Origin of the sequence: Halovivax cerinus (assembly GCF_024498195.1) — an archaeon.
In the GTDB taxonomy this organism is placed as follows: domain Archaea; phylum Halobacteriota; class Halobacteria; order Halobacteriales; family Natrialbaceae; genus Halovivax; species Halovivax cerinus.
The window spans coordinates 1-25307 of the sequence record NZ_CP101824.1; the positions used below are offsets into that span (position 1 = coordinate 1).

General features: G+C 65.7%; 26 protein-coding genes. 7 read left to right on the top strand and 19 right to left on the bottom strand.

Translation table 11 applies throughout. The features are described 5' to 3' along the window. Positions 1–197: 197 nt before the first annotated feature. From NO366_RS00005 to NO366_RS00015, 3 genes are all read left to right on the top strand, one after another. On the top strand, positions 198–1223 hold the full coding sequence (locus NO366_RS00005) for a Cdc6/Cdc18 family protein (protein ID WP_256532267.1): 1026 nt from the start codon (positions 198–200) through the stop codon (positions 1221–1223). A gap of 303 nt (positions 1224–1526) precedes the next feature. Next, the gene (locus NO366_RS00010; protein ID WP_256532268.1) at positions 1527–1961 is read left to right on the top strand and encodes a DUF7344 domain-containing protein; all 435 of its coding nucleotides are present in this window, start codon (positions 1527–1529) and stop codon (positions 1959–1961) included. A 485-nt stretch (positions 1962–2446) separates the two neighbouring features. Then, the gene (locus NO366_RS00015; RefSeq protein WP_256532269.1) at positions 2447–4003 is read left to right on the top strand and encodes a S8 family peptidase; all 1557 of its coding nucleotides are present in this window, start codon (positions 2447–2449) and stop codon (positions 4001–4003) included. A 164-nt stretch (positions 4004–4167) separates the two neighbouring features. Here NO366_RS00015 and arsB read toward each other — a convergent pair whose 3' ends face one another. The 16 genes from arsB to NO366_RS00095 all read right to left on the bottom strand — a co-directional run bounded on the left by arsB (position 4168) and on the right by NO366_RS00095 (position 19636). Then, positions 4168–5319: an ACR3 family arsenite efflux transporter gene (arsB, locus tag NO366_RS00020; RefSeq protein WP_305880593.1), complete on the bottom strand. Its 1152-nt coding sequence runs from the start codon at positions 5317–5319 to the stop codon at positions 4168–4170. Then, positions 5312–5833: an arsenate-mycothiol transferase ArsC gene (locus NO366_RS00025; protein ID WP_256532270.1), complete on the bottom strand. Its 522-nt coding sequence runs from the start codon at positions 5831–5833 to the stop codon at positions 5312–5314. The genes arsB and NO366_RS00025 overlap by 8 nt, the downstream gene beginning before the upstream one ends. Next, positions 5830–6225, bottom strand: coding sequence for an ArsR/SmtB family transcription factor (locus NO366_RS00030; protein ID WP_256532271.1), 396 nt, complete (start codon positions 6223–6225; stop codon positions 5830–5832). The genes NO366_RS00025 and NO366_RS00030 overlap by 4 nt, the downstream gene beginning before the upstream one ends. 84 nt (positions 6226–6309) lie before the next feature. Continuing rightward, the gene (locus NO366_RS00035) at positions 6310–6528 is read right to left on the bottom strand and encodes a DUF7511 domain-containing protein (RefSeq protein ID WP_256532272.1); all 219 of its coding nucleotides are present in this window, start codon (positions 6526–6528) and stop codon (positions 6310–6312) included. Positions 6529–6814: 286 nt separating this feature from the next. Beyond that, entirely contained in the window at positions 6815–7597 is a 783-nt protein-coding gene (locus NO366_RS00040; protein WP_256532273.1) for a DUF7260 family protein, read from the bottom strand. A gap of 202 nt (positions 7598–7799) precedes the next feature. Continuing rightward, positions 7800–8783: an AbrB/MazE/SpoVT family DNA-binding domain-containing protein gene (locus tag NO366_RS00045; RefSeq protein WP_256532274.1), complete on the bottom strand. Its 984-nt coding sequence runs from the start codon at positions 8781–8783 to the stop codon at positions 7800–7802. 12 nt (positions 8784–8795) lie between these two features. Continuing rightward, positions 8796–9473, bottom strand: coding sequence for a phosphate signaling complex protein PhoU (gene phoU / locus NO366_RS00050; protein WP_256532275.1), 678 nt, complete (start codon positions 9471–9473; stop codon positions 8796–8798). Positions 9474–9478: 5 nt separating this feature from the next. Continuing rightward, a complete protein-coding gene (gene pstB, locus NO366_RS00055; protein WP_256532276.1) occupies positions 9479–10384 on the bottom strand; it encodes a phosphate ABC transporter ATP-binding protein PstB in 906 nt (301 codons plus the stop codon). Beyond that, a complete protein-coding gene (gene pstA / locus NO366_RS00060; protein WP_256532277.1) occupies positions 10381–12009 on the bottom strand; it encodes a phosphate ABC transporter permease PstA in 1629 nt (542 codons plus the stop codon). Before pstA ends, pstB begins: the two co-directional genes overlap by 4 nt. Then, a complete protein-coding gene (gene pstC, locus NO366_RS00065; RefSeq protein WP_256532278.1) occupies positions 12009–12992 on the bottom strand; it encodes a phosphate ABC transporter permease subunit PstC in 984 nt (327 codons plus the stop codon). The genes pstA and pstC overlap by 1 nt, the downstream gene beginning before the upstream one ends. A gap of 62 nt (positions 12993–13054) precedes the next feature. Next, positions 13055–14047 (bottom strand): PstS family phosphate ABC transporter substrate-binding protein, encoded by a 993-nt coding sequence (locus NO366_RS00070; protein WP_256532279.1) that lies wholly within the window; start codon positions 14045–14047, stop codon positions 13055–13057. Positions 14048–14342: 295 nt separating this feature from the next. Next, the gene (gene arcS / locus NO366_RS00075) at positions 14343–16112 is read right to left on the bottom strand and encodes an archaeosine synthase subunit alpha (protein ID WP_256532280.1); all 1770 of its coding nucleotides are present in this window, start codon (positions 16110–16112) and stop codon (positions 14343–14345) included. A gap of 99 nt (positions 16113–16211) precedes the next feature. Continuing rightward, a complete protein-coding gene (locus NO366_RS00080; RefSeq protein ID WP_256532281.1) occupies positions 16212–16670 on the bottom strand; it encodes a universal stress protein in 459 nt (152 codons plus the stop codon). A gap of 177 nt (positions 16671–16847) precedes the next feature. After that, a complete protein-coding gene (locus NO366_RS00085; protein ID WP_256532282.1) occupies positions 16848–17288 on the bottom strand; it encodes an RNA-binding protein in 441 nt (146 codons plus the stop codon). Positions 17289–17501: 213 nt separating this feature from the next. Further along, positions 17502–18989 (bottom strand): tRNA guanosine(15) transglycosylase TgtA, encoded by a 1488-nt coding sequence (gene tgtA, locus NO366_RS00090; RefSeq protein WP_256532283.1) that lies wholly within the window; start codon positions 18987–18989, stop codon positions 17502–17504. 92 nt (positions 18990–19081) lie between these two features. Next, the gene (locus NO366_RS00095) at positions 19082–19636 is read right to left on the bottom strand and encodes an NUDIX hydrolase (RefSeq protein ID WP_256532284.1); all 555 of its coding nucleotides are present in this window, start codon (positions 19634–19636) and stop codon (positions 19082–19084) included. Between the two features lie 205 nt (positions 19637–19841). Here NO366_RS00095 and NO366_RS00100 point away from each other — a divergent pair, with 205 nt between their 5' ends. Beyond that, positions 19842–20117 (top strand): PadR family transcriptional regulator, encoded by a 276-nt coding sequence (locus tag NO366_RS00100; protein ID WP_256532285.1) that lies wholly within the window; start codon positions 19842–19844, stop codon positions 20115–20117. A gap of 66 nt (positions 20118–20183) precedes the next feature. Here the strand turns inward: NO366_RS00100 and NO366_RS00105 are convergent, their stop codons facing one another. Next, the gene (locus NO366_RS00105) at positions 20184–20369 is read right to left on the bottom strand and encodes a hypothetical protein (RefSeq protein WP_256532286.1); all 186 of its coding nucleotides are present in this window, start codon (positions 20367–20369) and stop codon (positions 20184–20186) included. 60 nt (positions 20370–20429) lie between these two features. Between NO366_RS00105 and pyrG the strand changes: the two genes are divergently transcribed. Together pyrG and guaA are read left to right on the top strand one after the other, a co-directional pair. Next, a complete protein-coding gene (pyrG, locus tag NO366_RS00110; protein ID WP_256532287.1) occupies positions 20430–22133 on the top strand; it encodes a glutamine hydrolyzing CTP synthase in 1704 nt (567 codons plus the stop codon). Beyond that, positions 22133–23050, top strand: a complete 918-nt coding sequence (gene guaA / locus NO366_RS00115; RefSeq protein ID WP_256532288.1) for a glutamine-hydrolyzing GMP synthase — start codon at positions 22133–22135, stop codon at positions 23048–23050. The genes pyrG and guaA overlap by 1 nt, the downstream gene beginning before the upstream one ends. A 49-nt stretch (positions 23051–23099) precedes the next feature. On the opposite strand, the gene NO366_RS00120 is transcribed toward guaA, so the two are convergent. Then, positions 23100–23696, bottom strand: a complete 597-nt coding sequence (locus NO366_RS00120; protein ID WP_256532289.1) for a hypothetical protein — start codon at positions 23694–23696, stop codon at positions 23100–23102. Positions 23697–23812: 116 nt separating this feature from the next. Between NO366_RS00120 and NO366_RS00125 the strand changes: the two genes are divergently transcribed. Beyond that, positions 23813–24142 carry a DUF7126 family protein gene (locus NO366_RS00125; RefSeq protein ID WP_256532290.1) on the top strand — a complete coding sequence of 110 codons (330 nt, stop codon included), beginning with the start codon at positions 23813–23815 and terminating at the stop codon, positions 24140–24142. Positions 24143–24552: 410 nt separating this feature from the next. Here NO366_RS00125 and NO366_RS00130 read toward each other — a convergent pair whose 3' ends face one another. Then, positions 24553–25296 (bottom strand): 5-formyltetrahydrofolate cyclo-ligase, encoded by a 744-nt coding sequence (locus NO366_RS00130; RefSeq protein ID WP_256532291.1) that lies wholly within the window; start codon positions 25294–25296, stop codon positions 24553–24555. Positions 25297–25307: the final 11 nt, after the last annotated feature.

The following is a 25307-nucleotide window of genomic DNA, read 5'->3' on the forward strand; positions in this document are numbered from 1 at the left end:
ACGCTCTATGCGTCCGTCTCGGTCGTTTCGGGGGACCGTCGAAGTGAGCTGTGGCGAGAAAATTTGTATCGTCGTATCTGATATACCATATAAATAGACCACGAGCACGCGGCCGTCGAAGGCAGGGACACCCCCGGAATCGGAAAATCGGAACACGGTCACCGAGGCTTAAGATTCCGGCTCACCTATCGGAATCCGTGATCGTCGACGAACGGGTCCTGTCCGAGGCGTTCGTCCCGAGCGAAGTGGTTCACCGTCACGAGGAGATCTCGCTCCTCTCGGAGGCCGTGGAGCCGCTGGTCTCCGGCGGACGAGCCGATCCGGCCTTCTGCTTCGGGCCGACCGGCGTCGGCAAGACCTGCATCGCCCGCTACACCATGGATCGGCTCACGGAGAAGCGCCCGGCGATCAGAGTGGCCTACGTCAACTGCTGGCAAGCGTACACCCGCTATCGCGTCCTCTACAGCCTCCTCGAAACGGTCGATCGGGCGTACGACGTCCACCGTTCGACCGCGAAGGACGAGCTGTTCGGGCGACTCCGGTCGGCGGACGACGCACCGATCGTGGCCATCCTCGACGAGGTCGATCAACTCGAAGAGAGCGCCGTACTGTACGACATTCACCGCCTTCCCCACGTGTCGGTCGTCCTCGTGGCCAACCGCGAGGAAGAGCTCTTCGCCCGCTTCGACGACCGGGTCCGATCGCGATTTCGCGCGGGCACGCGCGTCTCGTTCGACCGGTACGGCGCCGACGAGCTCGTCGCCATCCTCGCCGAACGGGCACGCCAGGGACTCGAACCCGATTCCGTGAGCGACCGCCAGCTCCGACGGATCGCCGACGCTGCAGCGGGCGACGCCCGTGTCGCGATCGGTATCCTCCGATCGGCCGCCACTCGCGCGTCGGGCCGCGGAGCCGACCACCTCACCGACGAACTCCTAGACGCCGCGATTCCCGACGCACGGCGAGCGATCCGACGGAAGACGCTGGAGAACCTGCCCGATCACCAGCGGATACTCTACGACGTCATCGACGAACACGGTGAGATCGATCCCGGCGGGCTCTACGAAGCCTACGAAAACCGGGTCGAGACACCGAAGACGCGCCGAACGGTTCGTAACTACCTGACGAAGATGGCTCACTACGACCTCGTCGAAGCCGTCGGGGAAAACCGCGGGCGAACGTACCAGGTGATCGAGCCGAACGCCCGCGAGAGAACGCATTGATGGCACCGTACGGGAACTCTGGAACACGAACACGACACAGCGCCCGGACGCTGCGCGAGGTGCCCCCGACCGCACCGGACGAACGATCGTCGTCCGGCCGACGATTCACGGCATCGAACGACACAACGGACGAACCGTCCGATGTCATCCACTGATCGAACCGATAGGTCCGAACGGATTCGTCCCGAAGTGTGGCGGTCGTTCGATAGTGGCCGGCACGCGGGATCGGCGCCGACCGTACGCACATAAGACGGTGGAACCTGCATCCCCGAGGGTTTTCGTGGCAGAGAGTGACAGACCAGTATGGGCGCACCTGGCGGGGGCGACGAGTCGGTAGCGAGAAGCGTCGCGCACGACTCGCCGGCGCGCGTGTGCGAATTGCTCGCGAACGAGGGAAGTCGGCAGTTGTTGACGACGCTGTACGAACGGGGCGGAACGGTCCCGGTCGACGAGCTCGGGGAGACCGTCGCCGCGCGCGAGCGGGTCGAGACGGACGCCGACGTGCCAGCATCCAGACACGCTCGCAAGCGCCTGCGCCACGCCATCCTGCCGAGACTCGCCGATACCGACCTCGTTACGTACGACGCCGAGACGGACGCGGTGACGCTCGCCGATCGCGGCGAGCGACTCGAACCGTATCTCGCGTGCGCGTCTGCGGCCGATGTCGACAGTCGGGCCTGGTTCCACGACCGGACCGCGATCGACCGCGAGGAGACGGAATCCGACGCGCGTCGATGACGCGGCGGTCGGCTTACCAGGCCGGTATCGGAACCGACCGGCAACGGTATTCTGACCCCCGTCGCCCTGAGCAGTGACGTTCCGGTACGTACCTCGTCGAGGGAGACACCGATCCGACGCGCTCCAGGGTGGCGTCCCGGTCGACAGTGGTCCCAGAGCCGATCTCGAGGCGGTACGACGGTGTCGGACGTCCGGTTCGTGAATCGATACACTACATTACGCGATACGAAACGGGAGTCGGCGACTGAGCCGGTGCTATCGGTCGATTCTCGAGTTTCGGGCGTCCGCGAGGGCGATCCCACCGCCCCGAAGGGTCGAAAGGTGATCGACAGGTTCGACGCGCTCAGCGGCTTACCCCGGAAACACTGGCCGTTCGAGACTGATACCCCAGTAGCAACGAAGGTGTACAGTGCGTAGACTATTATAATTTAATAGTCCTTCAATCGTAATCTATATCTCTGGGCGTGAGATAAATAGGGGTGACCATGCGAGAAAATAGCGACCACCGGTTCGACCGACGAACGATCCTGAAAGCAGCGGGTGCCGCAGGCGCGACGCTCGGGCTCGGCAGCGTCGTTTCGGCGACGCCGGGACGTGAACCAGGTCCGAAAGAAGACGAAGTACTCGTCGGGACCGAAGACGACGTCTCGATTGCGACCGTACGATCGACCGTCGAGTCGACGATTCCGGACGACGCGGCGATCGTCCACGAGAACGACGTCCTCGAATACGTGGCGGTGAAGCTGTCCGACGACAGCCCGAGTACGATGGAGCCGGTCATCGAGCGACTGGAGCGCCAGCCCGGCGTCGCCTACGCCGAGCGCAACGAGACCTGGTACGCGTTCTCCCAGCCGAACGATCCGCGTTTCGGCGACCAGTACGCGCCACAGCTCGTCAACGCGCCGGACGCCTGGGAAACGACGATGGGCTCTATGGACGTCACCATCGCCGTCGTCGACACGGGCGCCCAGTACGACCACGAGGACCTGGCCGCCCGATATCGTGACGATCCCGGATACGATTTCGCCGACGACGATAGCGACCCGTACCCACCGAATCCGAGCAACGAACAGCACGGCACCCACGTCTCCGGGTGCGCGGCGGCGACGATCGACAACGGCACCGGGACGGCCGGTATCAACAACTGTACGCTCATCAACGCCCGCGTCCTAAGCGGCAATAGCGGTTCCTTGTCCGACATCGCAGACGGCATCCAGTGGGCGGCGGACGAGGGCGCTGACATCATCAACCTCTCACTGGGTGGCGGTGGCGCCAACGAGACGGGTCGTCAGGCGATCAACTACGCGTACGACAGCGACACGCTGCCGATCGCGGCGGCGGGTAACGATGGTGGTCCGGTCTCGTATCCGGCGGCCTACGAAAACTGTATGGCGGTCTCGGCGATCGACGAGAACGAGAACCTCGCGAGCTTCTCGAACCGCGGCCCGGAGATCAACGTCGCCTCGCCGGGGGTGGACGTGCTCGCGCCGGTTCCGACCGACGACTACGCCGAATTCTCCGGTACGTCGATGGCGTCGCCGGTCGCCGCCGGCGTGGCCGCCCTCGGCAAAGCGGCACACCCCGACCTCTCGACCCAGGAACTCTGGGACAAACTAGAGGAGACGGCCGTCGACATCGGCCTGCCGGGGGACCACCAGGGATCCGGACGCGTCGACGCCGCCACCATCGTCGAGGGCGGGAGCGGCGGCTGCAGTGGCGAGACCCAGACGACCACCGAGTCGGGTTACCTCGCCTGGTGGAACGACCGTGAGGACTACACCTACGCCACGACCACCGCCAGCCCCTGTGGCATCGACCTCGAACTCGAGGGGCCCGGCGACTTCGCCAACTACGACCTCTACGTGACCTACGACGGGCGCACGCCGACGCCCGACGATTACGACGATCGCTCGGCCGGTTCCGGTCCAAACGAGGCACTCTCAGGAAGCCTCTCCGGCGCCACCGACGTCGGCGTCCTCGTCCACGCCGAAAGCGGCTGGGGCAGCTACGACCTCACCATCACCGAACAGGGTCAGAACTGAGACGCTCGGGCTGCCGGCTGACTGCTCGCAGCCGCCTCGATCGTGCCGATGAATCCACACCGGCGGGATCGAGTACCGGCTGAGCGCTCGTATCCACCGTTTCAGTACCGTCGTATCGAGGGCCGACGGACGAGCGCTCGCTCGCGACGTCCTACCGAACGACCCTAGTCACCGACGTCCGCGTCCAGCCGCCCGGTCTCGTGGCCGGTCCAGTCGAACCAGCGCTGAAAGCGGATGGCGACGTGGACCAGCGCGAGCAGGACGGGGACCTCGATCAGCGGACCGACGACGGTCGCGAAGGCGACGCCGGAGCTGACGGTGAAGATGGCGACCGCGACGGCGATCGCGAGTTCGAAGTTGTTCGACGCCGCGGTGAAGCCGATCGCGGTCGTCGTCGAGTAGTCCGCGCCGATCGCGTGACCCATCCCGAAGCTGACGAGGAACATGACGACGAAGTAGATCGTCAGCGGGACGGCGATCCACAGGACGTCTGTCGGCTGGGCGACGATCCGATCGCCCTGCGTGGCGAACATCACGACGATGGTGAACAGGAGCGCGACGAGCGTGAGGGGGCTGATCGACGGCGCGAACGTCTCGTCGTACCAGTGCTCGCCCTTCGTGCGAGTCCCGACGTACCGCGAGCCGATTCCCGCAGCGAAGGGCACCCCGAGGAAGACGGCGATCGCCTCGAAGACGTCCCGCGGACCGATGTCGAACGTCTCGATGCCGGCGGCCATCGCGTCGAGGCCGAGCTGGCCCGGCAGGACGAGCGCGAAGAACCAGACGTAGACGCCGTAGGTGAGGATCTGGAAGACGCTGTTGAACGCGACGAGGCCGGCGGCGTACTCGCTCGAGCCGTCGGCGAGGTCGTTCCAGACGAGCACCATCGCGATACACCGCGCCATCCCGATGAAGAGCAAGCCGAGGAAGTACTCGGGACGGGCGGGGAACCAGGGGACGACGCCGCTGAAGAAGACCACGGCGAGGGCGAACATCAGCGTTGGCCCGATGAGCCAGTTCTGCACGAGGGAAAGCGAGAGGATTCGCCACTGGCTGAACACGCGCGGAAGGCGCGCGTAGTCGACCTTCGCGAGCGGCGGGTACATCATCGCGATCAACCCGATCTCGACGAGGTGGAGGTCCTGGATGGGGTCGACGACGCCTGGGGCGATGGAGCCGAGTCCCACGCCGATCACCATCGCGGCGACGATCCAGACGGAGAGGTACTTATCGAGAAAATCCATGGTCCGGGGGTCGCCGCAGTCCGGACAGGAACAGTCGGGCCCGTGCTCGTGCGCCGTCGCCGGCTCAGTCATCCGTCTCACCTTCCGGTTCGGCCGTCGGCTGCTGATCGCGCGGGTCGTCGCGACGCATCCGCTCGATATCGTCGAACAGGTCACGGACTCGCCGCTCGATGTCGCCGCGGATCTCGCGGACACGATCGACGGGTTGGTCGTGCGGATCGGCGAGATCCCAGTCCCGAGCGTCGCCGCGCCAGATGGCCGGACAGATGCCGTCGGCCGAACAGCCCATGGTGCAGACGACGTCGCAAGCGGCGAGTTCGTCGGAGGAGATCGGTCGAGGATCGCGGTCGGCGGGGTCGAATCCCGCTTCGACCATCACCTCGCGAACGACCGGATGGATCTCGTCGGCCGGATCGGTGCCGCCGGTCACGATCGACAACACGTCCGCCAGTCCGCGCCGGTCGCGTTCGCGTTCGGCGAAGGCGGTCGCCAGCTGGCTCCGGCCGGCGTTTTGCACGCAGACGAACGCGATCGTCAGGGGTGTATCGGCGCCCGCAGCGGGTGCGTCGTCCTGCGCCTCGGTCACGCCTGGTCACCTCGCGTCTCCGCCAGGGCCGCGAGAAGCCGTTCGGTGCGTTCGGTCGGCCGGTAGTACCGCCACGTGCCGTCCTTTCGTCGAGAGACGAGCCCGGCGTCGGCCAGATCCGAAAGTGCGTGGCTGATCGCACTGTCGCTCACGTCGACCAGCGGCGACAGTTCACAGACGCACAGTTCCTCGTCGGCTTCGACGAGCAGCGAGGCGATTCTGTACCGGGTCTCGTTTCCGAGCGTCGAGAGCGCCGCGAGATCGGCCGACGGGTCGGTCGGAACCGCCTCGTCGAGCGACTCGAGTTCGCGCACGCGGTCGTCGACGTCAGCGTCACAGCACTCGTCGAGTTGGGTTTCGAGCAATCGACGGAGCGAAGATGACTGGGGCATCAGTATCTGAATATCTGAACAGGTACTCATATAGATGTTCGGATCGCAGTGAAGCGGTGACGTGCAGATCCAGTTGGGAATCGCTCACCGGCACTCGTCGAGGGGCAGAAACACCTCGTCGTCCGCGGAGAGCCACGCCGTCAGGCGCGCCCACTCGTGGCACTGACGCGGGTACACGGTGCGTCGATCCGGGGCGGCGTCGTTCCGGACGACCGTCGAGACGAGGTCGACCGGGGCGTGGGTTGGGCCATCGTCCACCATCTGGTCGGTCGGGTTTCCCCGCGTGTGGCTGTCGGCTGTCATGGAACTCCGGAGCGTGCGATCGCTCCGGTTTCGGGTATCGGGAGCGGGGTAAAAGCTACTGCTAAGAGGACTATTGAGTGATCCGGACCGATCAGAGCACGCAGCCGAACCGACTCGAGTGACACCGACGCGAATGCGGGATCGACGGTAACGTATCAGGCTGGCGGGCGTCGTCGAACCGGACGAACGGAAATGGAGCGGTCGACGGGGAGAAATCGGCGGCCGAACAGGTACCAGGGCGGACGGCCCACCGGAACGCGTGGGTGAGCGGCCGGGCGGGGACGTCTCAGGCACGGGCGAGGGGACGTTCGTCGCACTCGTAGCGCCGCTCGATTCGGAGGAGTATGTCGGCGACAGTCGCGAGCACCGGATATGTCGACTCGATATCGGCGTAGAGGTACTCCTGAACGTGGCTGGTGTCTACCCGCCAGCTACCGGTGAGCGCGTGCTCCTGGATCGCAACCTGTCGATCGGCCGCGACGGACTTGCAGCGTCGCTCCATTGTGACGAGCGTCGAACGAACCGCGTCGAGATTTTCGAACGGGCCACGTGACGAGGACGACGCGGCGAGCGATTCGAGACCCGTCGAGACCTGACGAAGCGTCCGTTCGGCCACCGCGAGAGACTGCCGTTCGTCCTCGAGCGTGGCCAGAAATTGGGTTCGACGGGCTCGCGCATCGCTCGCCGCCGCGCGGACCGCGCGTTTGCACAGGGCGGTGAAGGGGCCCGCGAGCAGCGCGGACGCCACGTCCGGACCAAACTCGGCCGCGATGCTTTCGGAATACGTGTCGTCGTAGTCGTCTGCGTAGTGAGAGACACCCATGACGGTATCTGCGTACGCCCGTCTAACCGCCACGGCACCGGAGCGATCCGCGTCCGATCCACCGACGAAGTACTGCCCGCCACTGGTCGTCGACGATCTCGTGACCGGAACGTCGTCGACCGCGTCCAGGAACGCCTCGAACGCGCGGGCTTCCGCCAGAATACGGCGCCGCTCTCCCCTGAGCGCTCGTTTCGCCGCTACCATTCGGTCGAGGGAGTCCACCAGTGGGTAATTCGGATCGTTCACGACTGTCCCGGCTCACTGGGACGTGGTAAGCCGTTATATGAGCCGTACGGGGAACTATGGAGGGATACGTTCGCCGGGGTGATCGGTCCGCGAGAATCCGGCGCTGACACCTCGGTCTACCGTGGCACCAGGACACGTGGTCGGGAATCCCGATCGGTGTCGACGGTCATCGACCACCTGTCGCACCGACTCATCGAGTGTCCTAACAACAACCACCATCGGCCTCGGCGATCGCCTCGGAAGCCGAACGAGCCGCGTCAATGATTCTGCGGAGGGAGTCGGCGACGAGTTCGTAGCAAACCGCGTCCGACGCGCGTGCTGCTTCCGACAGCGCTGTCACCTCGGTCGTGGCGCGGGCGTACCGATCAATGACGGGGTCGGGCCGGCCGGCGAGCGCCGGGTCGAGGACGGATCGAACCGCTTCGTCGGCCGACTCGAAGGCCGTCCTGATCGGCGGTTTCGGTGAACTCGACTGGCGAGCGGCGGCGGTCGCGATCCGTTCGACCTCGGAGACGAGCCGGGAGAGTGATCGAGCCGTTCGGTAGTGCGCGAAGGCGGCGGTCCGGTCGGCGCCGAGTCGGTCGAGCTCCGTCACGTCGGCCAGGCCGCGGCGGAAGCCCCGGCGAACGAACGCGACCTGTCGCCTCGGCGCCTCGATCCGATCGAGCGCGCGAGCCGCCCGATCGTCGTCGCCAGGGACGACGGCCTCGATCGCCAGTTCGTACGTCGATCGCGTCCTGTGACAGAGCTGGGAGACCGTCTGAGCGAGCGAGATGTCCGCCGCGTCGAGGAGATCGACCGCGACGAGTTCGGTCTCGGACTCGTGGTCGATCTCCAACCCGATCAACCCGCCGATCAGATCCGACAGATCGCGACGGAGCGCCCTGTCGATGCCAGTCGCGTCGACGACCGTGATCCGATCGCACCCGCCGGCGTAGGCAGCTCGGACGCGGGACGGCACCTGCGTCGGGTCCGTCGACGCGGCGTCTATTCGCGTCGACCGGGCCGACGGCTCGATCGACTTCGCCGAGAGGACCAGCCGATCGTCGTTCGGGTAGAGCTGGATCGCGCTCCCGCGATCGATTCCCTGTTCGAGCGCCCACTCCTTCGGCAGTGAGACGACGAACGTCGAGTTACCAGCCAGTTGCACCGTCCGCTCGACGGCGTCGGGTGGATCGACGCTCATGGGTTCGAACTGTCAGTACAGCAATTCATCATCGGTTTCCACCATGTACAGGGTCCGGGCGGCGATGTTGACGGCGTGGTCGCCGACGCGTTCGAGGTCGCGGATCGTCAGCAGGATGCGCGAGACGTCCGCGAGAACGGGTTCGACGGAATTGGGGGTGTCGACGGTGGCGCCGGCGAAGAGCAGATTGCGCACGACGACGTCGCTCGCCTCGCGGCATCGCTCGTCGATCGCTTCGTCCCGGGCCGCGACCTCGCGGGCCGCGACGGTGTCTCCCTCCGCGTACGCCCTGGTCGCGTTCTCGACCATCTCGACCGTCGCCTCACCGATTCGGACGGCGTCGATATCCGGGTACCGCTCGCGGTCCGCGTCGAGCGTGTACTGGCCCAGATTAGTGGCCAGATCGCCGACCCGCTCGAGATCGGTGATGATCTTGAACGAGGCCGCGACGAACCGCAGGTCGCCAGCCACCGGCTGCTGGAGCGCCAACAGGTCGATGCACTCACTCTCGAGATCGAGGTAGCGCTCGTTGATCTCGTGATCGCCCGTGACGACGCGCTCGGCGAGGTCGACGTCGTGATCGGCGTACGCGTCGAGCGCGAGCCCCAGTCGGTCGCAGACGAGATCGCTCATCGCGAGGACGGCCGACCGCAGCCGATCGAGGTCGTCCTGGTAGGAATCTCGGACCACGGCGATCACCCGAACTTCCCGGTGATGTAATCCTCGACGCGCTGGTGTGCTGGGTTCTCGAAGATCTCGTTGGTGTCGTCGAACTCGACGAGTTCACCGCCGGTGAGGAAGACGGCGGTCTTGTCGGAGATGCGGGCGGCCTGTTGCATGTTGTGGGTGACGATGACGACGGTGTACTCTTCGGCCAGGTCCTCGATGAGATCCTCGATCTTCGAGGTGGCGACGGGGTCGAGCGCAGACGCCGGTTCGTCCATCAACACGATATCAGGGTCGACCGCGATGGCACGGGCGATGCAGAGGCGCTGTTGCTGGCCGCCCGAGAGGTCGAGCGCGCTGTGGTGGAGTTTGTGCTTCACTTCGTCCCAGAGCGCAGCTCGCTTCAACGCCCGCTCGATGATCTCGTCCGTGACCGCCTCGTTCTGGACACGGAGGCCGAACGCGACGTTGTCGTAGATGCTCTTGGGGAACGGGTTCGGGTGCTGGAAGACCATACCGATTCGGCGACGCAACACGACGGGATCGACGTCGTCGCCGTAGAGGTTCGTTCCCTCGAGCAGAACGTTACCCTCGATACGAGCGGCCTCGACGAGGTCGTTCATGCGGTTGAGACAGCGCAAGAACGTCGACTTCCCGCACCCCGACGGGCCGATCATCGCAGTCACCTGGTGGCGCGGTATCGCCATCTCGACGTCCTGAAGTGCCTGCTCGTCGCCGTAGTGGACGTTCAGGTCTCGGACCTCGAGGACCGATGGAGTCTCCTCACTCTCGCGATACGAGACGTTCGTATCGAACAGTGGTTCTTCGCCACCGGAGATCGGTCGGCTCTCCGCTGACGAAAGCGTCCCGTCATCCACCTGTCCGCCGTTGTGGGCTGGCTGTGCTGTCGCGTCGTCGATGTCGTTACGACTCATGAGTTGTCACGGGTCTGGTATCGGTTTCTGATCAGGATCGCCGCCGCGTTCATCAGCAACATCAGCGCGAGCAACACGATCGCAGTTGCGGCGACGACGCCCGTCCGGTACTCGGGCATATTGTTGCCCTTCGCGGCGAATATCTGGAGTGGCAGCGCGGTCGCACCGGAGAAGAGGCCGTCCGGGGGTGAGAAGCGCGTAGTCGCGATGGCGAGCATCACGAGCGGCGCCGTCTCCCCGATCGCGCGTCCAAGCGCGAGAATCGTCCCGGTTAAAATGCCGGGAACCGCCCGGGGAAGGACGACGTTGCGCACCGTCTGCCAGCGGCTCGCACCGAGACCGTACGACGCGGTTCGGTACTCGTCCGGGACCGAGCGCAACGCTTCCTGTGCGGCGACGATGACGATCGGCAAGATCAGGAGACCGAGCGTCACCGCACCGGCGATGAGGATGCCCGGCGTCAGGCCGAAACCCTGGCGGAACAGCGCGAGGCCGAGGAGGCCGTAGACGACCGACGGGACGCCGGCGAGGTTCGAGATATTGACGTCCAGCACGCTCGCGAGTCGGCCGCGCCACCCGGTGGACGCGGCGTACTCCTCGAGGTAGATCGCCGCGCCGACGCCGACGGGGAAAGCAAGCACCGCCATCAATCCCACCAGCATAATGGAGCCGATCAACTGCGGGTAGATGCCGGCCTGTTCGGGCCGAAAGTCCGACCAGCTTTCGAGCAGTAGCGTCGGCGTCACCCACGTCTCGATGGCAGTGACGTCGAAGTTACCCACGAGCCAGGTCCCTGCGAGCGCGCCACCGACAAGGAGGTAGGGGCCGAGCAGCCCGACTGCACCGTCGCGGTTGTGAGAAAGCGTGTCGACGGTGAAAAAGGCCACCGGAGCGACGAACCCGCCAACGAGAACGAGCCACAGCGACGGGTTGACGCCGCGGTCCAGCGAGACTGCGATTGTGAGTGCGACAGCCCCGAGCGCGGCTACTACGGTCGCGACGGCCGCTCGCCGTGACCGGCGCCGCCGAGCGATCTCGCCGAGTAGCAACGCGACAGGGATCGGAACGAACAGCGCGTACAGCACCCAGTCTTTGGCCATCGCGGCGATCGGTGCGGTAAGATCGTAGCAGAGAAAGCCCGCGAGCAGGCCGAGCAGCGTCGACAGCGGGATCGCGGGCCCCGTATACTGGCTCTCGCCGACGAGACGCGCGTAGGCGACGACGAGGGCGGGCGGCCCGAGTGTAAAGACCGTGTGAATGCCAACGTCGCGGGGGCCGAGCGCGTCCGGGACGGCGAAGGCGACCAGGCTGAACGCGAGACAACCGAAAACGACGGCGTACGATCGAGCGTGTACCTCCGCCGTCGCCGGTCGTCGCCGGACGTACAGCGTGTACGCGCTAATCGGTCCGACCAACGTCGCAACGTAGACGAGATACCACGCCGGCGCTGCCGCGGAGAGGCCGAACGCGTCGGCGCCGATGAGGACGAACATCGCGACGAGGGCGACCAGACCGAACAGCGTCGCGAGGACGAGCGATCCCTCGAAGAACCGGCCCTTGAGGCGACGCCACCACAGCTCCCTGTCGGTACCGAAGGTCGTCGCGGAATCGGTTTCGGCCGCCATCAGTCGTACACCTCCCTGTATCGTCGCCGCACATATTCGGCGAAGAGATTCATGACGAGTGTCAGTACGAACAGCGTCAATCCGAGCGCGAACATCGACTCGAACAGAACACCGCCGTGATTCTCGGCGCCCGCGATATTGACCATCGCCGCCGTGATCGGCTGGCCGCCCTGTGCGAGGTTCTCGAAGAGATTCGGGAACGACGGCATGCGCGGACTCGTCCCCATGGCGATGGTGACCGCCATCGTCTCGCCGATCGCTCGCGAGAGCGCGAGCACGTACGAGGAGATGATTCCGGAGGTGGCGGCCGGAACGACAACCTTCGTCGAGACGTCGAACTTCGTCGATCCCAGGCCGTAGGCGGCGTTCCGGAGGCTATCGGGGACCGCGCTCAGCGCGTCCTCGCTGATCGACGAGACCATCGGGATTATCATGATCCCGACCACGATGGACGCCGAGAGTGCGTTGAAGGTCCCGAGCGACGGCAATGTCACTGCAAACTCGGGCAGCGCGGGTACCCACGATGGGACGATCGGTACCGTAAGCTCGTCCAGAATCGGCGTCAGATACGCGAGCGCGAAGTAGCCGTAGATGACGGTCGGAATCCCGGCCAGGATCTCGAGCGCCGGCTTCAACACCGATCTGACGCGCTGACTAGCGTACTCGCTGAGATAGATGGCGATGGCCAGGCCGATCGGCAGTGCGATCATCGCGGAGACGATCGTCACGGTGAGCGTGCCGCTGATCAGCGGCAACACCCCATACGACGGCTCCCCGATCATGGGACTCCAGTCAGTGCCGGTGAGATAGTCGATGAGCGATACTTCTGTGAAGAACGTGATCGTCTCGAACAACAGCGAGAGGATAATACTAACCGTCACCCCCAACGTCAAGAGCGCACACCCGGTCAGCAGGTAACGATAGAGGCGTTCCTTCTGGACCGCGATCCCCTCTCGCTGAAGTGTGTGTATTTCGTTATTCATGTGTTAGTCCGGCAATCGATCGTCGGTCAGATCGGAAATCGCGATCCCGTGGACCGAATTCGTCAGATGTACTCTTCGAGTGTCGCGAGGTTCTCCTCTGCGCGTTCCTCAGAGGACTGGACGTACCCGATTTGTTCCGCCATCAGTTTCTTGTCCGTCGTCTTGTCGATGTAGAATCGGATGAACTCCTGGAGGTGCTCCTTCTCGGCGACCATCTCGCTGTTGGCGTAGAAGAACAACGGTCGGGCGAGCGCGTACTCGCCGGTCGACGCCGCATCGAGGCTCGGCTCGACGGGGTCCTCGCTCTCGGTGGCGGCCAGCGGCACGGCGGCCGTCTCGTCGGGATTGTTCATGTAGTAGGCGAACGGCAGATAGCCCAGTGCGAACTCGTTGCCCTGGACGCCCTCAGCGATCTGGTCGTCCTCCTCGGTGCCGGTAAAGTCGGCACGAATCCGGCCGGCTTCGCCGAGAATCGTCTCGGTGAAGTAATCGAACGTCCCCGACGTCGATGCCGGGCCGAACAGTTTGATCTCCTCGTCGGGCCAGTCGGCGTTGACGTCGGCCCACGTCTCGGGTGTGTCGTCGGGCGTCCAAATGGCCTCGAGTTCGTCGTAGGTCAGCGAGTCGATGAACTCGTTGTCGTTGTTGACGACGACGGTCAGGGCGTCCTTGGCGACTTCGAACTCGACGGGTTCGAAACCGTTGTCCTGACACGCCTCAATCTCTTCCTCTTTGATGGCTCGACTCGCATTGTTTATGTCCGCGTCGCCGGGGATGAACACGTTCTCGAAGCCGCCGGAACTCCCGTCCTTGCTGAGGTCAATCGTGACGGCCGGGTGCTCTTCTTCTTTGAACAGTTCGCCAACTGCCGTCGCCACGGGATAGACCGTACTGCTTCCGGAGATTCGGATGTTGCCGGAAAGGTCGCCCTCGCCTTCGTCCCCCTCGGTTTCCGAACAGCCTGCAACCGACACGGCGCCGACCGCACCTGCTGCCGCGATGAAGTTCCGCCGCGATACACCACCAGTGAACCGCCCGAATCTGTCGTCGGACATCACCTGTGCGTCTCCCGGGATGGGTTAAGTAGAATGCTAATATCTATATATCCAAATCCGAAGTGCTATAGAGCCGTCCGTAGCAGTCAGTACAACGGGGGAGATCGGACCGATACCCGGCCCACAGGCCCAGTATCCAGCCCAGAACGCCTCCTGGAGAACTGAACGCCAATATGCGGTGATCGAGGGTAGGAGAAATCCCAGGGATACATCAAAAGCGAAGTGAGAGAACTGGTGAGTAACGTATATCTATATAGACGTCACGAGAGAGCGCAGCGACCAGCAACAACGGCATTTACAACTCCTCGACGTGACGGACCGCCACGGCTTCGCCGCGCGTACTCTCGGCCATCTCGCGGCCGAACATCTCCGCGCGACCGATGGCGAACGCCTTCGGCCCTTCGACGATCACCTCGTCACCGACGCGAATGTCCTCGTCGGCGTCGACGATGCCCGGCGCGAGGACGCTGCCGTGCGGAACGAAGCCGTCGATCTCGACCCGCTTCGTGGGTGCGTCGCTGTCGGCCCACAGGTGAGCACCGTCGAGTGTGAACGAGAGCGTGCCGTACTGGGGAACCATCGTCGCGAGTTGCGTCTCCGCGCCGTCGCGCACCTGGATCTTGGGGTAGCGGCTCGTCGTCTGCAGGTCCACGTCGGCGAAGAGGTCGTCGCCGGCCCCGTCGCCGAGCAGGTAGTCGGCGATGGCGCGAACGGTGTTGTGCTCGCGCTCGCGTTTCGAGTACTTGAGTTCGCCGTCGAGCGCATCGGCGAGGTTCGAAAGCGAGTCGTCGTCAGTCGGATGCCCGCCCTCGGGGACGGTGTAGGTGACGCGATCGCCGAGGTCGAGTTCGGCCTCGACGCGCTCGACGACGTCGCGATAGCCCTCGTCGGGGACGTGGGCGACGATCTTCGAGTACTCGTTGCGTTCCAGATAGCGACGGAGGATGCTGGCGACGAAGTCGACCTCCTCGGCGCTCCAGCGGCCGGTGACGACCGTGTCGTAGTGCTGGGCCGGATAGGTCGTCTCGAGTTCCTGCGGGACGACGCCGATCGGGCTCGTCATCGAGACGAGGTGGGCGCGCCACTGGATAACGTCGTGAAACTGGCCGTGGCTCTGCGATTCGCTGTAGGGCTTTCTGGCCGAGCAGGGGACGAGGACGAGCGGATTCTTGAACCGATTTCGATATCGGCTCGTCACCCGGTCGGCGTAGCGCTGGATCTCGGGCCGTCGGATCGTGTCACTCGTCGTCGCCGCGATCTCGGCCTCGCGGAGGATCGGCGCGCGCTCCTCGACGTAGGCCCACCGGTCGTCGAGTTCGCGCATCGCGGCAGTGAGCCACTGGTCGTGGCGGGCCTGCCCCTCGACGTAATCGCGGAGTCGGCCCGACCGGATTCGCCCGCGTACTCGCGCGAGTTCGGCACGGAGCGCGTTGCGATTGTGCTCGACGCAGTCGGCCCGGGTGAACGCCTCGCGCGGGACCTGACAGGCCGAGCACGCGCAGGGCAACTCTTCCAGCGCGTCGAGGTGGTGAAAGCCGTCGGTCGTCAGGTAGTGACCACGCGTCCCCGCGGCGGTCGCGCGCGCCGCGTCGACCCCATCCACGCCAGCGTAGGCGAGCAGGGAGACGTTTCGCGGCGTGGCGACGCCGGGGAGGATCAGCGCGGTGTCGGCCGGCACCGCGTCGCGAATGGCGACGATCGCCTCGACGAACGCGGCGCCGTGGCCCCGGACCGACTGGGCGTCCGAGACGATCACGGCGTCGGTCCCGTAGTCGAGGGGCGACTCACTCGATATCACGGCCGCACTCGGGAAGTCGACGTCGGGATACTCGGGCGCGAACGAGTCTCGCACTTCCGGCGCGGTACCGCCCGGAAAGGCCCTGTGAGGGAACACGGTGAGCGAGGACGGATCGCCCGCCGGCGAGGGCCGATCGGCGACCCACTCCGACCCCGCGTCGTCGAGCAGATCGCCCACGAGCGCGGGCGTCCGGCACGGCTCCGTGAGGCGAAGTTCACCGAGGCGCGCCGCGCCGTCGCGCGCGTGAATCTCGAAGTACTCGGTCATACCGCCACTGTGTCGGGAAGGCGAAAGAGGGTATCGAATTGGGGAGGGGATCGGTCGGGTGCGTCTAGGCGCGTCCGCCGCTGGAACGCCCGCGAGGGCTCACTCCAGGTCGACCGTGACCCGGCCGTCGAAGCCGAGGATGACCGACTGGGCCACGTTGCCGAAGAGTGCCTTGCCGGTCGGCGAGCGCTTCTGACCGACGACGAAGATGTGATCGCACTCTAGATCGTCCGCGACCTGCAGGATCTCGTCGGCCAGCGAGCCGTCGCCGACGACGCGCGGGGCGATCCGGTAGTCGACGTCCATGTCGACGATCGTCTCGTTGGCGATCTTCTGTGCGGCTCGCTCCAGGCGCTCCTCGGTCGCGTCGATTCCGTACGTCGCACCCTCGATCTCCTCTAAGGTCTTCAGGGCGTCGCGGTCGGCTTCGTACTCTGTCTCCGTGAGCGTCGAGAGCAATACCAGTTCGGCGTCCGCACCGCGGGCGAATTCGCCGGCCGTTTCGAGCAGCGCCACGTGGCGATCCGAATTGGCGACGACGACTAATCCTCGGTTCATGACCGCACCAACCAACCGGACAGTCAAAAATTACTGGGTTTCGTCGTCGGAACCGAGTCGGGGCAGTCCCCAGCGAAACCGGGCCGGGAAGGCACCGCCTGAACCAGGTCGAGCCAACCCCACCGAGTCGGGGCAAGTACCGCCTGAACCGGGTCGAGCCAACCCCACCGAGTCGGGTCAGGCCCGGCCGAGGAACGTCGCCGTCGCCGACGTCTTGCCGCGGTTGAACGAGAGGACCGAGATGCGGATCGTCTCGGCCGTCTCGAGCGAGGCGGGTACGTCTCTGACGAAGACGACGAACCCCTCCACCTTCGCGACCGCGTGTCGCTCGCCGGAGTGGTGGTGGGAGAACTCCTGGACGCCGACGGTGTACTCGTCGCCGATCGAGACCGGTGGCGCCCGATCCCGTGCACGATCGTGACCCGACTGCGACTGTCGAACGTCCCGCCTGACCCGCCACCAGCGTCGGACGCGACGGATCGCCACGACGGCGACGACGAGACCGACGACGCCGGCGAGTGCGATCGCTGTCAGGTCTGGATTCGCCAGTACCCACCCGACGACAGCGTCGACGAGTGTCCCGGCGACGCGTCGGGCCGATTCGACCTGCGCGATCATCGGTCCGAGATGGCGAGCGCTCCCTCTTCGGTGTTTCCACTTCGGTCGGCGACCGATTTCGACCGTCGTCCGTCGACAGCGAGCGTCAGCCGTGATCACAACCGGTCGATGGGAAGTCACGGCCGGCCGATAGGAGCGGTGGCAGGCGTGCGTGTGTCAGCCGACGAGGGTATGTCAGCCGACAAGGGTATGTCGGCCGACGAGGGTGTTCGCTCACCGAGTCCGGCCGCGGTCGTCTCCGTCGATCAGTTCGACGTCGTCCGGGAGCGTCGCGAGGACGTCGGCCGGCCAGCCACGATGACCGAGGCCGACCCTGGCGTCCGGGTGGCGGGCGACGAGGCGGGAGACGCCGTCGGCCGCCGCCTCGATCGCCGGTCGATCCGGTCGTGTCGGGACCTCGGCCGTGAGCGGGTAGGTGCGTGAGAGGTCGCTCGGGACCGGGCCGAACGGCGGGACGACGCGCCAGGTCTCCTCGTAGTCGTCCGTCGGCGGGTCGGGTCCCTCCGTCAGGAAGAGCGAATCGGGGACGGAAAGCCGATCGAGCCGGTCGTGGTGGCGCGCCACTTCCGGACGGCGGGCGCTCTCCGCTGACGTGTAGAAGAACGTGCCCTTCGAGGCCGGGTCGTCGCGCTCTAGCTGGTCGGCGTGGTCGAGCAGCGCACGGTAGCCGTCGAGCATGGCCGGGTGGCTGCGAGCGCGTTCGTCGACGAGTTCGAGCAGCGACCCCTCGCGGATCGCCGCCTTGATGCGTCTGATCTCGGCGAAGCTGACGTGGAGGTTGTGCGCCGCGAGCGCCGTCTCGCGACGGTCGTCGGGCAGGTCTCGCAGCCCCGCGGCGCCGTGGTCGACGCAGATCGGACAGGAACAGGGCAGGTGATCGAGCTCGTCGAGATGGCGGGTGCCGCGGACGGTGAGGTAGCGGTCGTCGCGCGCGTAGATGGCGTAGGCCGCCGAATCGAACAGGTCACACCCCAGTGCCGCGGCCAGCGCGAACATCATGGGATGGCCGGCGCCGAAGAGGTGGACCGGCGCGGCGGGACCGAGCCCGCGTTTCGCCGCCGCGACGACGTCGACCACGTCGGCGTAGCGGTACTCGTTCAACAGCGGGACGACCGCGCCGACCGGAAAGACGTCGAGTCCGGTCGACGCGGCCCGCGTCCCCGCCGCTTCCCGGAGGTCCGGGTACGTCGATCCCTGGACCGGCGCGGTGACGAGCATGTCGCCCGCTTCGAACGAGTCGGCGACGGCCAGTCGCTCCTCGGTGGTCGCGAGCTCCGCCTCTGCCCGCTCGCGTGAGACGTCGGGCGGGGTCGGGATGTCGACCGGCGTCGCGACGTCCGAGCCGATGTCCCGCTGGAACTGGAGGATCTCCTCGGTGGTGACGTCGATCTCGCCGTACTCTGCCAGCTGGAACGATCCGGAGTCGGTCACGATCGCCCCCGGGAAGTCGAGGAGGTCGTGCAACCCCTCCGCGAGCGCTCGCTCCCGGTAGTCCTCGGAACCGTGGAAGATGTAGGCGTTCGTGATCAGCGCTTCGGCGCCGAACTCGTCGGCGAGGCGACGCGGCGCGATGGTATCCAGGTGCGGGTTGATCACCGGCAGTAGCGTCGGCGTCTCGATCGTGACGCCGGCACGAGGCACCGTGAGTTCGCCGATTCGGCCGGCAGCGTCCGCGGCCTGGAGTTCGAAGACCTGACCCATCGAGTTGGGCTTCGTGGCCGCGTCGGTAAACGTTGCGTTCCGGCGGCTGGAGACGGGCGCCGGCGGCGAGAGCGTACCGGCGCCGACGGGCGTCAGTCCGCCACTCCCGCCAGTTCGTAGTAGGAGACGGCGAGAACCGGACGTCCGTCGCGGATCTCGCCGTCGAGGACGGCCCGTTTGAGGGCCTCGTACGGCCGTTCGCGGACACGAATCGTCTCGTCACGGTCGAGTCGCTGGTCGCCGGCCGGTCGACACCCGCGCGCGACGAACAGGTGCAGGAGGCTGTCGGCGAGGCCGTTGGCCGGTTCGACCGTCCGGAGGTGCTCGACCGTCTCGGCCTCGTAGCCGGTCTCTTCGGCGAGTTCGCGACGAGCGGCCACCGACAGATCGGTGTCGGCCGGTTCGACCCCGCCGACGGGGATCCCACGGACCCACCGCTCGACGGCCTGGCGCCACTCCTCGGTCGTGACGACGGCGTCGTCCGGTGTGAACGGGAGGACCGCAACGCTCGGCGGTTCCGAGAGGTAATCGAAGTCGGTTTCGGTGCCGTCCGGCAGACGAACGGACTGCGTAATCACGTCGAAACCCGGACAGGAGTACGCTACCGTCTCCTCGCGGGTTTCCCACCGACCGGGCGTCTCTGCCATGGAATGGGCTACGATAGGGGCTCACAAAAGGGCCCCGTCCTGGAGTGCTCGGGCGGGCGTCGCCTGCCCACGGAGACGGGCGTCACGAAACCCGACGCGAAATCGGACGAAATCAACGGACTGCGGCGATTTGGAGCCGTTATCGCGGCGTACCAATCACATAACAAAGCCACAGATTCCGATACAGTCACTCTCAGAGGGAACCATGGATCAGCTCACCGGCTTCCAGCGAGACCTCCTGTACGTCATTACGGGAATGAACCGACCGTCCGGACAGGACATCCTGGACGACATCAACGAGTACGTCGAACAGCCAGTCACTCACGGCCGACTCTACCCGAACCTGGACGCGCTGGTCGAGGAGGGCCTGGTCGAGAAGGGACAGCTCGACCGGCGGACGAACTACTACGCGTTGACACCGAAGGGAAAACGTGCACTCGAGAATCGACAGGAGTGGGTGGAACGATACGTCGAACACTGACGAACGCCTGCTTCGTCCGACTCGATCCGACCTGTGCCGCAGCGACGCGATCGTCGGCCGCGGTGCTCACACGGCGACGACTCCGTCGGCGTCTCCGTCGCCGGCCTCGGAACCGTCGCCGACCTCGGAACCGTCGCCGACCTCGGAACCGTCGCCGGCCTCGGAACCGTCGCCGGCGTACCAATCGCAGGCGGCCGAAAGCGCCGAGAGACGGGTCACGTACGGACTCGACCGGTGGAAGCTATCAGTCACCGCGTGTCACGCCCGGTGTGGTCCCGAAATGGTTTTCACCCGGACCCGCACACACTCGGTATGCCGACGGAATCGGAAACCGAGTACGATCCGACGCTGGGCCGGAAGTTCATTTTCGTCACCGGCGGCGTGATGTCCGGACTGGGCAAGGGAATCACGGCCGCGAGCACCGGTCGCCTGCTCAAGAACGCCGGGTTCGACGTCACCGCCGTGAAGATCGACCCCTACTTAAACGTCGACGCGGGGACGATGAACCCCTTCCAGCACGGGGAAGTGTACGTGCTTGAGGACGGGGGCGAGGTCGACCTCGACCTGGGGAACTACGAGCGGTTCCTCGGGACGCAGATGACCTCGGACCACAACGTCACGACGGGCAAGACCTACCAGCACGTCATCGAGAAGGAACGCGCGGGCGACTACCTGGGCAAGACCGTCCAGATCATCCCCCACATCACGAACGATATCAAGCGCCGAATCCGCGAGGCTGCCGAAGGCACCGACGTCTGTCTCGTCGAGGTCGGCGGCACGGTCGGCGACATCGAGGGGATGCCCTACCTCGAGGCGCTGCGACAGTTCGCCCACGAGGAACCCGAGGAGAACGTCCTCTTCACACACGTCACCCTCGTCCCCTACTCGAAGAACGGCGAGCAAAAGACCAAGCCGACCCAGCACTCCGTCAAGGAGGTCCGCTCGATCGGCCTCCAGCCCGACATCATCGTCGGCCGCAGTCCGGATCCGCTCCAGCAGTCGGTAAAGGAGAAGATCGCCCTGTTCTGTGACATCCCGACCGAGGCCGTCTTCTCGAACCCCGACGTCGAGGACGTCTACCACGTCCCCCTCGTCGTCGAGGAGGAGGGACTCGACCAGTACGTCCTCGAGCGACTCGACATCGCGGACGAAGCGCTCCCGCAGGGCGAGCGAGCGAACGAGTGGCGCGACATCGTCACCACGGAGAAGACGGGCACGGTCGACATCGCCCTGGTCGGCAAGTACGACCTCGAGGACGCCTACATGTCGATCCACGAGTCGCTGAAACACGCCGGCTTCGAACTCGGCGTCGACATCGAGACCCACTGGGTCGACGCCGACGAGATGGCCGACAAACACCGCGACCGACTGCGCGAGGCCGACGGCGTCATCGTCCCCGGCGGCTTCGGCATGCGCGGCACCGAGGGCAAGATCGAGGCCGTCAGGTACGCTCGCGAGAACGACGTCCCGTTCCTCGGCCTCTGCCTTGGCTTCCAAATGGCCGTCGTCGAGTACGCGCGCACCGTCCTGGGCTACGAGGACGCCCACTCCGCGGAGATGAACGAAGACACGCCACACCCGGTCATCGACATCCTGCCCGAGCAGTACGAGGTCGAGAACATGGGCGGGACGATGCGCCTGGGCGAGCACACGACGGTTATCGAACCCGAGACCCTCGCCTACGACCTCTACGGCGACACCTCCTGCTCCGAACGCCACCGTCATCGCTACGAGGTCAACCCCGAGTACTTCGACGACTTCGCGGACGAGCCCATGATCTTCTCGGGCACCGCCGGCAACCGGATGGAGATCCTGGAACTCGACGATCACCCGTTCTTCTTCGGGACGCAGTTCCATCCCGAGTACAGTTCGCGACCGGACGATCCGAGTCCGCCGTTCGTCGGCCTCGTCGAGGCCATCCTCGAGGAAACCGACGTCGACGACCGGACGGCCGGTTCGACGGACGACGAGACAGACGATCGAGACGACGCTCCCGACACGGAGGTGACCGCCTGATGGTGGACGTCGACTCCTTCGTTCCGGAGGCGATCGACGAGATCGAAGACGAGATCGGCGACGCGAACGCCGTCATCGCGCTGTCAGGCGGCGTGGACTCCTCGGTCGCCGCCGCGCTCGCCTACGAGGCCGTCGGCGAGCAACTCACGCCCGTCTACGTCGACACCGGACTGATGCGCAAGGGCGAGACCGACCAGATCCGCGAGACCTTCGACTACATGGAGTCCCTTCGGATCGTCGACGCCAAAGATCGGTTCCTCGACGCGCTCTCCGGCGTCACCGACCCGGAAGCGAAGCGCCACGTCATCGGCGAGGGGTTCATCCGCGAGTTCGAGCGCGAGGCGAAATCGGCCGACGCGGACTACCTCGTCCAGGGGACGATCTACCCCGACCGCATCGAGAGCGAGGGCGGGATCAAGTCCCACCACAACGTCGGCGGCCTCCCGGACGTGGTCGACTTCGATGGCATCGTCGAACCGGTACGCGACCTCTACAAGGACGAGGTGCGCGAGGTGGCTCGCCACCTCGATCTCGACGAACTCGTCGCCGAGCGGATGCCGTTCCCCGGGCCCGGACTCGCCGTCCGGGTGATCGGCGAGGTCACCGAGGAGAAACTCGACGTGGCCCGCGAGGCCTGTCACGTCGTCGAGGACGAACTCGAGGAGTACGACCCCTGGCAGGCCCTGGCCGCCGTCATCGGCAAGGCAACGGGCGTGAAGGGAGACAACCGCGTCCACGGCTGGGTCGTCTCGGTTCGGTCGGTCGAGTCTCGCGACGGCATGACCGCCCGCGCTCAGGAGATCGACTGGGAGACCCTCCAGCGCATCCAGTCGCGAATCACCGGCGCGAACGAGAACGTCGCCCGCGTCGTCTACGACGTCACCCACAAACCGCCGGCGACGATCGAGTACGAATAACTGCCCGAGCCCGTCGAACCGGACGCCGAATTCTGCTGCGTGGCTGCTCCTAGATCGGTACGAGTTGCCAGAACGAGCACGACAGAACACCCAGTGGGAGTGCCAGAAACACGATCACGACTCGCCAGTCGAAAGTGGTCGCGAGATGTCGACCCAGTCCACCCGCAGCGATCGCCGTCACGAACGAAGAGAGAGCGGTCGACGACGGGTCCAGCGTCTCACCACCGCCGATGAATATGCCACCCTCTAATTCGAGCGTCGCCGCCGCGAGCAGTGCGGTCGCCGAGTATCCGGCCCCGAGCGCGACGGTGGCGAGAACGGGACGGGAGCGACCACCGGGTCCGATCACGGCGTGGACGGCACCGCCGACGAGACACACGAACGAAACCGCCGAGATCGAAACCAACGCGCGAGGGACGCGAGGCACGCTCGGTCGGGACGCGACCAGGTGAGCGTCGCCGCCTACCGGCTGGACGAACGGGTGCAGGTAGCCGTAGCCGATCACCGCGTTGGACGCGGGAACCGATGTCCGAGCGAGAGACACCACTGTGTACGTGAGACCGGCGCCCAGAAAGAAGATGGCCACGCCACAGAGCGCTGCAGTCGCGACGAGCCACCGGTTGGTACCGACTCGCTCAGCGAGCATACGCCACATCGTGGTACCGTACTAGTATACCTTCCGACCGCCTCTACCGACGGTCGCTCGATCCAGGACGGGACCGAAACGTAGCGCACAAACCCCCGGGGCGCATCGGGGCGGACATGAACGCAGTCATCGCCGGTCCGGACGAAGACGACCTCGCGGGTGCCCTCGAAACCGAAGGGTTCGACGTGACCCGAATCGACGACGTTCCGACGCGACCGGCACTCGAGACGGCCGGGATTACGGACGCCGAGCTGTTCGTCCTGACCGACAGCACTCACGCGACTGCAGTCCCGATCGCGCGTGACATCGCCGACGACCTCGAGATCGTCTACTACACCACCGACTCACTCCCGGAGTTCGTCAGCGGCCAGCTCGACTTCGCCGTGGATCCGCGGCTCGTGTCGGCGACCGTCGTCGCAGAGGAACTCGCGAACGGACTCGAGTGAGCGGTCGAACCGGTCCCTGTCACCGGCGAAACCGTTTCGTAGAAAGACGACCCTCGGCCCAGTGAGACGCACGATTTAGCCGAATTAAACGCGGTTCAATCCTGGTTGAGTATCTGGAATCGAGCTGGACGGTCGTCGGGGTTGAAGGACGGTCCTCCCCTCTAAAGAATCGGAGGCAGCGGGGTACGACACCGACACCACAGAACCGTTCCCGTGGCTTCCAGCATCCACCACCACAGCACCATTCAGCAGTGCCACGTTGGCCGAGCCGGGCTAGCACCTCCCGGACTCGTCCGATCTTTATCGCACGATCAGTACGCACACGTCTCTCCATCGACGCAGAGCGCCCCGGTACGGATACCGAGATAGCAGACGAACCGTCGCGACCACAGACCGGGCGCCGACATCCCTTACGATTTTCGACGCGAGAGAACGGGCATCGCCTCGACGCGTTCGTCGGAGAGTCGTTCCCAGTCGAGCCCGGTCGGGCGCGAGACGGCTGCCGGTCGGACGACACGTTCGGCGGTGACGATCACGGAGAGTCCGACGTCGTGATCGTCCGACGAAAGCCCGTCGACGACCTGTCGTTCGTGGACCGTGGTCGCGACGGGCGTCGTTTCGTCGACGAGTCCGTCTTCCGCCAGGATCGCGTATTCGAGGTCGCTGTAACCCGCTCCCTTGCCGGCCCGGTTGCCGGACTCGTCGACGGCGACGCTACCCGAGACGATCAGATCCAGTTCGGGCAGCTCGTCGACCGTGACCGGAGTGCCGTACTCGGCGATCCCTGAGACGGTCGTCGCGGCGTCGTAATCGTCGATTTCCGTCGGGTCGAGCGCGAGAAACGGTTCGTCCGCCCGGAGCCGGGGAGCGGCGACGTAGAGGCGTTTTCCGTCACGTAGGGCCCGCCTACGGACCGGTAATTGCGGGGCGTCGGGGTTCGCCTTGACTGTCTCCGCGTCCTGCCACTCGGGCTGTGTCGCGAGACGCGCCGCCGCGTCCGACGCGCCGGCCACGTTCGGAATCCGTCCGTGGGGTGGAAACGGAAAGCGGGCGACGCCCGACTCCTCGAGGTCGTCCCAGACGCGTTCCCGGGCGATCTCCTTCGGAAGCGCAACGTCCCCGTCGGCCGCATCGTCGGTCGAGTCGGCTGGCATCGGCTCGAATA

Coding starts and splice junctions, on each gene's coding strand:
- arcS (WP_256532280.1), bottom strand. CDS start 16,112: ATGACCGAGTACTTCGAGATTCACGCGCGCGACGGCGCGGCGCGCCTC.
- tgtA (WP_256532283.1), bottom strand. CDS start 18,989: ATGGGTCAGGTCTTCGAACTCCAGGCCGCGGACGCTGCCGGCCGAATC.
- NO366_RS00035 (WP_256532272.1), bottom strand. CDS start 6,528: ATGACAGCCGACAGCCACACGCGGGGAAACCCGACCGACCAGATGGTG.
- NO366_RS00095 (WP_256532284.1), bottom strand. CDS start 19,636: ATGGCAGAGACGCCCGGTCGGTGGGAAACCCGCGAGGAGACGGTAGCG.
- NO366_RS00125 (WP_256532290.1), top strand. CDS start 23,813: ATGAACGCAGTCATCGCCGGTCCGGACGAAGACGACCTCGCGGGTGCC.
- NO366_RS00100 (WP_256532285.1), top strand. CDS start 19,842: ATGGATCAGCTCACCGGCTTCCAGCGAGACCTCCTGTACGTCATTACG.
- arsB (WP_305880593.1), bottom strand. CDS start 5,319: ATGACTGAGCCGGCGACGGCGCACGAGCACGGGCCCGACTGTTCCTGT.
- NO366_RS00120 (WP_256532289.1), bottom strand. CDS start 23,696: ATGCTCGCTGAGCGAGTCGGTACCAACCGGTGGCTCGTCGCGACTGCA.
- NO366_RS00010 (WP_256532268.1), top strand. CDS start 1,527: ATGGGCGCACCTGGCGGGGGCGACGAGTCGGTAGCGAGAAGCGTCGCG.
- NO366_RS00070 (WP_256532279.1), bottom strand. CDS start 14,047: ATGTCCGACGACAGATTCGGGCGGTTCACTGGTGGTGTATCGCGGCGG.
- pstC (WP_256532278.1), bottom strand. CDS start 12,992: ATGAATAACGAAATACACACACTTCAGCGAGAGGGGATCGCGGTCCAG.
- NO366_RS00080 (WP_256532281.1), bottom strand. CDS start 16,670: ATGAACCGAGGATTAGTCGTCGTCGCCAATTCGGATCGCCACGTGGCG.
- NO366_RS00130 (WP_256532291.1), bottom strand. CDS start 25,296: ATGCCAGCCGACTCGACCGACGATGCGGCCGACGGGGACGTTGCGCTT.
- guaA (WP_256532288.1), top strand. CDS start 22,133: ATGGTGGACGTCGACTCCTTCGTTCCGGAGGCGATCGACGAGATCGAA.
- NO366_RS00045 (WP_256532274.1), bottom strand. CDS start 8,783: ATGAGCGTCGATCCACCCGACGCCGTCGAGCGGACGGTGCAACTGGCT.
- NO366_RS00015 (WP_256532269.1), top strand. CDS start 2,447: ATGCGAGAAAATAGCGACCACCGGTTCGACCGACGAACGATCCTGAAA.
- pyrG (WP_256532287.1), top strand. CDS start 20,430: ATGCCGACGGAATCGGAAACCGAGTACGATCCGACGCTGGGCCGGAAG.
- NO366_RS00085 (WP_256532282.1), bottom strand. CDS start 17,288: ATGATCGCGCAGGTCGAATCGGCCCGACGCGTCGCCGGGACACTCGTC.
- pstB (WP_256532276.1), bottom strand. CDS start 10,384: ATGAGTCGTAACGACATCGACGACGCGACAGCACAGCCAGCCCACAAC.
- pstA (WP_256532277.1), bottom strand. CDS start 12,009: ATGGCGGCCGAAACCGATTCCGCGACGACCTTCGGTACCGACAGGGAG.
- NO366_RS00030 (WP_256532271.1), bottom strand. CDS start 6,225: ATGCCCCAGTCATCTTCGCTCCGTCGATTGCTCGAAACCCAACTCGAC.